The following is a 7460-nucleotide window of genomic DNA, read 5'->3' as shown; positions in this document are numbered from 1 at the left end:
TTTAACAATAAAATTTTCTAAATTTTTAATTAATTATTTTAAATATTCAAACCAAAAAATAAGCCAAATACAATTGTATTTGGCTTATTCTAAGACTTTCCGAAGCAGCGGTTTTGTAATGAAAAAAATGGATTTAGCAAACTAACAATTGGACAAACTTCAGATAGAAATTAATATTGAATAGGCTCTAAAAAAGCAAAGGCCGAGCTAAAAAAACTTGCCAATTTTAAAAACAAAAGTGAAAGTGAAATGCTTGAAGAATTGATTGATGAATCGTATTTACTTGAAATGTGTGATGATAAAGGCAAGGCTCTTTACTGAGCCATCCACCCTTTCACTTGCTCTCCGTACCACTCCATCAACCTTACCCTTTCATCCCAGTACTGTGCTCGGTTATAGGCCGAGCGAATTCTATTCTGGGGCACATGAGCAAGCTGGCGCTCAATGGCATCTGGATTAAACTGATTCGATTCATTTACGACAGTACTGAATAGAGATCTAAAGCCATGTGTGGTCATTCGTCCCGCATAGCCTGAACGTTTGATCACAGCCAAAATAGACTCACTACGCATTGATTCTTTGTTATTCAAACGATGTGGAAATAACAGCTCCTGATTATGAGTAAGCCTCAAAGCCTTTAGCTCAGCAATCATCATGTCCGTCAACGGTACACGATGCGGAAGACGGTTCTTCATACGCTCTTCAGGGATATCCCACTTACGCCCTTCCAGATCAAATTCTTCCCAGCGTGCTTGTAGCAACTCACTAACCCGAACGCCTGTCAGCATGATCAGAATAATGGCATGATGTGTCTGAGCATCACTTGGGTATGCTCTTACCTTTCTTAAAAATTCAGGCATTTCAGAGGCAGTAAGCGAAGCCAGGTTTTTAACTCTTTTGTTCTTGAGAGCATAAACTAGATCACCTGCCGGATTATCATAACGATAATCATGCGCAATTGCATACTTCATGACCATGCCGCAACGAGATAAGGTACGTTTTGCAATTTCAAGCGAACCTCTTGCCTCAATCTTCTTAATGATTTGCAGAATCTCAGGAGCCTGAATCTGGTTAATACGCTTATTAGCAAGAGCAATATAAAGCTCATCTAATGAAGCTCTAACATTACTAATATGTTTGGATGACCAGGTTTCTTTTTGATTATTGAACCAATCTTCTGCAACTTCTTTGAAATATGGCTTTAATTCTTCATGCAGCACTGAACGTGAGAATCGATGCTTAAGCTCATATGCAAGTTCCCTTGCCTTTTTTAAGCTTAAATCTGGATATGGGCCAAGCGATTCAGACTTACGCTCACCATGGACAGTGACACGTACATTCCAATATTTTTGACCTTTGGTGGTAATGATGAGAGATAAACCATGTGAATCCGAAAGACGATACTGTTTGTCTTTCGGCTGTGCTTTTCTGCATTCAGTATCTGTAAGAGGCATGTCGATTACCCATAATTGATGTATTAATTTCTGGGTAAATTTTCCCAATATTTACCCACAAAGAGCAAATATGGGGTCAAATGGGATCAGACCATATCGGACAATACAGCCAATAAAAAAGCCTTTAAACATTGAGTTTAAAGGCTTTTTTAGATTCCGATGGATTACTTCGGAAAGAATTTTGGTGGAGGTGGCGGGAGTTGAACCCGCGTCCGCCAGCACTACGCTCGAGAATACTACATGCTTAGATATCGTCTATTGTTTTAACTCTTTGTGACCCGACGAACAGGGTACAAATCGCGATCCTCTTAATTTAGTACAAAGCCCCGAGGCTTGGCTTTATACGGACTTGTGTGCGTGCGCTTCAGTCGGACTCTCTAACCACAAGTATTCGGAGAGGCGGACAAGCTGCCCTTAGGCAGCTAGAGCGTATGATTCGTCGTTTGCGACTAAAAAATGCAAATTTGATTTACGAGAGAAAATGCGCTCTCGGCATGCATCTATGAGTTTCATCACCAGCGTCGAAGCCAGAAACACCCCCAAAGTACAAGGCAATCATAGCATAAATGTCAAAAATTACGATGTATTTTCTGAACATTTACACAACTTGATGCGCTTAATTACATTATTGCGCTAATATTTTACTTTTCAAGCCAAATAACAGAAAAATTATGAGCTATTTACTGGCACTAGATCAGGGAACTACGTCAAGTCGGGCCATTATTTTTAATGAACATGGACAAGTTCAGGCAACGGCTCAACGTGAAACGCATATCCACACCCCACATTCGGGCTGGGTGGAACAGGATGCTCAAGAAATCTGGAGCTCACAGATTGCCGTGGTACAACAAGCTTTGGCGACTGCAGGTATTCTGGCAAAAGATATTAAAGCCCTTGGCCTGACTAACCAGCGCGAAACGACCGTAGTCTGGGATCGTAGAAACGGCAAACCGCTCGCTCCGGCAATCGTCTGGCAGGACCGTCGTACATCTGACTGGTGTAACCGGCTGATTGAACAAGGCCTGATGTCCAAAATTCAGCAAAAAACCGGCCTACGGATTGATCCTTATTTTAGTGCGGGAAAACTGGTCTGGTTTTTAGAGCATGTCGAGGGGGTACGGGCACTTGCTGAACAGGGCCATGTGGCATTTGGCACTATCGATAGCTGGCTGATCTGGAATCTGACCCAAGGTGCAGAGCACGTCATTGAAGCCAGTAACGCTTCTCGTACCATGTTAATGAATCTGCAGCAACAATCGTGGGATGAAGAGCTACTCGAGCTGTTTAATATCCCGGTTTCGGTCTTACCGAAAATTATCTCTTCTGACTGTTATGTCACTGACACGGCTTCTGGCTTACTGGGGGCCAATATTCCCATTACCGGAATTTTGGGGGATCAGCAGTCTGCACTCTTTGGCCAGTCCTGTTTTGAGGTGGGCAGTGCTAAAAACACCTATGGTACTGGCTGCTTTATGCTGTTCAATACCGGACATAACATTCAGCTTAGCCAGAACAAGCTGCTTTCTACTCTCGCCTGGCAAGCCCAGGGCCAAACTACCTATGCGCTCGAAGGCAGCGTATTTATGGCTGGTGCTGTAGTGCAATGGTTACGCGATGGCCTCGGAATTATTCAAAAAAGCAGTGATGTGGAAAAACTGGCGCATCAGGTCGAGCATAGTGACGGCGTGGTTCTGGTTCCCGCATTTACCGGACTGGGCGCGCCGCATTGGGATAGTGAAGCACGTGCCTTACTCTGTGGCATGTCACGCGGTACGACCAAAGCGCATATCGCTCGTGCCGCATTAGAATCAATCGCCTTTCAGGTATCGGATGTGCTCAGTGCGATGCAATCTGATATTGCACATCCTCTTAAAGAACTGCGGGTTGATGGTGGTGCCAGCAGCAATGACATGCTGATGCAATTTCAGGCCGATATTCTGAATGTACCGGTACTGCGTCCGAAAATGCTGGAAGCTACTGCCTGGGGCGCGGCCGCTATGGCCGGATTGAAAGCTGGCGTATTTTCAAACCTGGATGAAATTTCCCAGTCCTGGCAGCTGGACCGTGCTTTTGAACCCAAAATGCAAAATGACGAAAGAGAAATGCATTTAGCCAAATGGAAAAATGCCTTGAAACGGGCTAAATCTGATCTCTAAATCCTCTAGGTTCATATTTGATCATTATAAAAAAAGCACTGTTAAACAGTGCTTTTTAACTTTCTCAATTCACGATTTCATTAATAGGCATAAGACGCAATCGCTGTTGCAATCGCTTTATCTTCATCATTGACCATGGTCATGCGCATGGTGCAGCCCTTACGCCCCAAACGTAAGGTTTCTGCACGCGCAATGAAATATTTGCCTCGGCCGGGTGCCAGATAATCCACCCGCATATCCACTGTCGCCAGACGCGATACCTTTTTAATAGTCTCGGCAATGGTTTCCGGTTCGGCTTTTTTATATAACTCCCCCATCGCCACAATTCCGCCGACACTGTCGAGCACCGTGGCGGCAAGACCGCCATGCAGAATCTGGAACGCTACATTGCCAATCATGAAGTCCTGCATTTCCACATAAGCCTCAATCTGGCCATCCACCACGCGCATGCTCATGCCATTGTGCTTAAAAAAAGGAGAGCTGTTAAAAGCATGTACCAGTTGATTTAAGACCACATCAATATCCACTTTCGAGCCCAGATGTATATTACCCGTCCAGTTTCTCTCTGTCTTACTCATCACTCTGCCCGAATCCACCACAATAAAAAACCGCTAATTTATGCCCAAAAATTTGAGTTAGGGCTACAATAGAGGCCTAGTTTAATACTGATTACTGAGATTTTTATGACTTATACGTTCAATCGTCCCGCGTTTCCTGCAACTCGCATGCGTCGTATTCGTAAAAATGAACATTTACGTTCGATGGTTCGTGAAACCCATCTCGCGGCAGATCATCTCATTTATCCAGTATTTGTCCTGCCAGGACAAAACCAGACCCAAGATATTCCAAGTATGCCGAATATCCAGCGTCTGTCAGCGGACTTGTTGTTAAAAAAATCAGAACGTCTACTGGAACTCGGTGTCAATAAACTGGCGCTATTTCCGGTCACCCCACAAGAAGATAAAAGCCTGACTGCAGAAGCTGCGTGGCGTGAAGATGGTCTGGTACAAAACACCTTGCGTTTATTGAAAAAAGAACTGCCAGAAATGGTGCTGATTACTGACGGCGCATTAGACCCGTATACCACACATGGTCAGGATGGCATTATTGATGAGAACGGTTATGTCTTAAATGATGAAACGGTCGAGTGCCTGATTAAACAGGGCTTGAGCCATGCCGAAGCCGGTGCAGATGTGTTTGCTCCAAGTGACATGATGGATGGCCGGATCGGTGCGATTCGTCAGGCCTTTGAAAAAAATGGTCATATCTATACCTCCATCATGGCCTATTCAGCCAAATATGCATCAAGTTTCTATGGTCCGTTCCGTGATGCAGTCGGTTCTGCCAGCAATTTAAAAGGCGGCAATAAATACAATTACCAGATGGATGTCGGTAACCGTGCTGAAGCCCTGCATGAAATTGCGCTGGATATTCAGGAAGGTGCAGACATGGTGATTGTTAAACCGGGCATGCCTTATCTGGATATCGTCCGCGAAGTCAAAGACACTTTTGGCGTACCAACCTTTGTCTATCAGGTCAGTGGCGAATACGCGATGCTGGCTGCGGCAATTCAAAATGGCTGGTTATCTGATAGCGTCATTTTAGAATCATTGATGAGCTGTCGTCGTGCCGGTGCAGATGGTATCTGGACCTATTTTGCTGAAGAAGCTGCGCTTAAACTGAAAGACATGAAGTAAAAGGATTTCGGCGCAATGCATATTGCCATTGTCGGCGCTGGCATCACCGGTTTGATTTCGGCGCTGGAACTGCTTGAACAGGGATGTTCTGTTACCCTTTTTGATCAACAGGCCGCCGGACAGGCTGCATCCTGGGCTGGAGGAGGAATCCTTTCCCCGATGTATCCGTGGCGTTATCCCGCTGCTGTAAATGCTCTGGCTCGACATGCCAAACCCATGTATCAGGACTGGAATCAAAAACTGCAACCTTTCACTGGCATCGATTTCCAGATTCATGAAACAGGTATGCTGATTTTTGATGAATCCGATTTTGAAATCGGTTTAAGTTATGCCAAAACACATCAGGATCCGCAGCAACAGGCAGAATTGCTTGATCAGGCTAAACTGCAACAGATCAATCCAAGAATTAATCAGAGCAAATTCAAGCAGGCGATTTATTTCCCTGAGCTGGCGAATATCCGTAATCCACGGTTATTACAGTCGATCATTCACTATTTGAAGCAGCATCCTCGTGTCACCTGGCAAGAAGACTGTAAAATCACTCGGCTCAATATTCAGCAAGGCTGTGTAAAAAGTATCTCAGATGAACATAGCCAGGTTTTTCAGGCAGATCAATATGTGTTCACAACCGGAGCATGGTCGCAACACTGGTCACAGCAACTTGGTTTGGAAATTCCGGTACAGCCGGTTCAGGGCCAGATGCTGCTGTTTAAAACGCCAGAAAACTGGCTGCCGACCATGTGCATGCATAAGGTGATGTACCTGATTCCACGTCAGGATGGACATGTTTTATGTGGTTCCAGTATGCGTCAGGTCGGTTTTGACACCTCGCCTTCTAGCGAAATCCGGCAGGATATTTTACAGGCGTGTATCGAGATGGTACCGGAACTGGCAGATTTTCCGCTGGTCAAGCAATGGGCCGGATTAAGACCCAGCTCACCCGATGGTATTCCCTATATTGGCAAAATTCCCAAGCTACACAATGCCTGGGCCAATTTTGGACATTTCCGGAATGGTTTATGCATGGGGCCGGCATCAGGCAAACTACTCGCTCAACTCATCCTTAAACAAATGCCAATCGTTGATCCAGCTCCTTATGATCCTGTCCGTTTATTAGAGCCCAGTCGTTTAGTGCTTTAGGATATTATCCAGTGCTTCTTTCAGAGTTGGATAATGAAACTGGAATCCAGCCTCCTGCAAGGCTCTGGACTGTACATACTGACCGTTTAAGACCAGTTGTGACTGTTCTCCCAGCATCATTTTCAGACTGCATGCGGGTAGTGGAAGTAAGGGTTTGCGCTTCAGAATCTGGGCCGCAGTTCGTGCAAACTGGGCCTGACTACTTTTTTCTGGCGCGACCACATTAAAGATCTGCTCGGCTGTATCCTCAAGTATCAAGAATTCAATCGCACGCAGCACATCCTCTAGATGCACCCAGGTCACTGGCTGACGTCCATGACCAATCCGCCCGAACAGATTCAATTTAATCGGCAATAGCATCTGCGGAAGAATCCCGCCACCTTTGCCAAACACCACAGCAAAGCGAACAATCTTGGTGTTCTGGTTAGTATAGGATAAGGCCAGTTGCTCCCACTTCGCACAGAGTTCAGACATAAAAATATCTTGTGGCGGGCTTTGTTCCGTGCAGACCTGATCCCAGTGCTCATTGGGGTCAATGCCATAATAACCAACCGCCGATGTTGAAATAATCCGTTTCGGTCTAAGCTGATTTTTTTCTAAATAATCAAATAACTGTCTGGTGGTATCTAAACGGCTATCCAGCAATTTCTTTTTACGCGCTACCGTCCAGCGGCCTTGACCGATGCTTTCGCCAGCCAGATTGACCACATAATCAATCTGATGCTGTTTTAATTCATCCAGCTGGTTAATCCAATGAAAGTCCGGATGTGGTTCACGTTTATTTTTCTGACGAGTCAGACCAATCACCCGATAATCACGTTCTAATAAAAAACGCACGAGATGACTGCCAATAAAACCACTCGCTCCCGTCAACAGCACTACAGGTTTATACATTCGTCATTCTTCGCCTTATTATTTTCTTGATTTAAATTATACGCCACTCATCTTTAGCTTTTTAAACCGAGAAGATCTTTGTAGTGGAGAATTTGTATCTTTCATCATTCAATCAATTT

6 protein-coding genes and 1 other RNA gene are annotated in these 7460 nt (G+C 44.9%); 3 read left to right on the top strand and 4 right to left on the bottom strand.

All coding sequences use genetic code 11. The annotated features are described in order from the left end of the window. Positions 1 to 314: 314 nt before the first annotated feature. Together MWG72_RS14365 and ssrA are read right to left on the bottom strand one after the other, a co-directional pair. Positions 315 to 1454 carry a tyrosine-type recombinase/integrase gene (locus MWG72_RS14365; protein WP_247144335.1) on the bottom strand — a complete coding sequence of 380 codons (1140 nt, stop codon included), beginning with the start codon at positions 1452 to 1454 and terminating at the stop codon, positions 315 to 317. Between the two features lie 182 nt (positions 1455 to 1636). Further along, positions 1637 to 1995: a transfer-messenger RNA gene (ssrA, locus tag MWG72_RS14360) on the bottom strand. 130 nt (positions 1996 to 2125) lie between these two features. On the opposite strand from ssrA, the gene glpK reads away from it, so the two are divergent. Then, a complete protein-coding gene (gene glpK, locus MWG72_RS14355; protein ID WP_247144334.1) occupies positions 2126 to 3610 on the top strand; it encodes a glycerol kinase GlpK in 1485 nt (494 codons plus the stop codon). 80 nt (positions 3611 to 3690) lie between these two features. Here the strand turns inward: glpK and MWG72_RS14350 are convergent, their stop codons facing one another. Then, positions 3691 to 4188, bottom strand: coding sequence for a thioesterase family protein (locus MWG72_RS14350; RefSeq protein WP_005107693.1), 498 nt, complete (start codon positions 4186 to 4188; stop codon positions 3691 to 3693). Positions 4189 to 4293: 105 nt separating this feature from the next. Here MWG72_RS14350 and hemB point away from each other — a divergent pair, with 105 nt between their 5' ends. Both hemB and thiO read left to right on the top strand, forming a co-directional pair. Then, on the top strand, positions 4294 to 5307 hold the full coding sequence (gene hemB, locus MWG72_RS14345) for a porphobilinogen synthase (protein WP_004279288.1): 1014 nt from the start codon (positions 4294 to 4296) through the stop codon (positions 5305 to 5307). Between the two features lie 15 nt (positions 5308 to 5322). Continuing rightward, on the top strand, positions 5323 to 6447 hold the full coding sequence (gene thiO, locus MWG72_RS14340; protein WP_005107695.1) for a glycine oxidase ThiO: 1125 nt from the start codon (positions 5323 to 5325) through the stop codon (positions 6445 to 6447). Here the strand turns inward: thiO and MWG72_RS14335 are convergent. After that, positions 6436 to 7341, bottom strand: coding sequence for a TIGR01777 family oxidoreductase (locus MWG72_RS14335; RefSeq protein WP_247144333.1), 906 nt, complete (start codon positions 7339 to 7341; stop codon positions 6436 to 6438). The two genes, thiO and MWG72_RS14335, sit on opposite strands and share 12 nt — an antisense overlap. Positions 7342 to 7460 lie beyond the last annotated feature (119 nt).

It is taken from the genome of Acinetobacter lwoffii, from assembly GCF_022967985.1.
Lineage (GTDB): Bacteria > Pseudomonadota > Gammaproteobacteria > Pseudomonadales > Moraxellaceae > Acinetobacter.
This window is presented reverse-complemented; position numbering and strand designations above follow the sequence as displayed.

Excerpts from the sequence above, each read along its gene's own strand:
- MWG72_RS14335 (WP_247144333.1), bottom strand. The coding sequence starts at position 7,341 with ATGTATAAACCTGTAGTGCTGTTGACGGGAGCGAGTGGTTTTATTGGC.
- hemB (WP_004279288.1), top strand. The coding sequence starts at position 4,294 with ATGACTTATACGTTCAATCGTCCCGCGTTTCCTGCAACTCGCATGCGT.
- MWG72_RS14350 (WP_005107693.1), bottom strand. The coding sequence starts at position 4,188 with ATGAGTAAGACAGAGAGAAACTGGACGGGTAATATACATCTGGGCTCG.
- thiO (WP_005107695.1), top strand. The coding sequence starts at position 5,323 with ATGCATATTGCCATTGTCGGCGCTGGCATCACCGGTTTGATTTCGGCG.
- MWG72_RS14365 (WP_247144335.1), bottom strand. The coding sequence starts at position 1,454 with ATGCCTCTTACAGATACTGAATGCAGAAAAGCACAGCCGAAAGACAAA.
- glpK (WP_247144334.1), top strand. The coding sequence starts at position 2,126 with ATGAGCTATTTACTGGCACTAGATCAGGGAACTACGTCAAGTCGGGCC.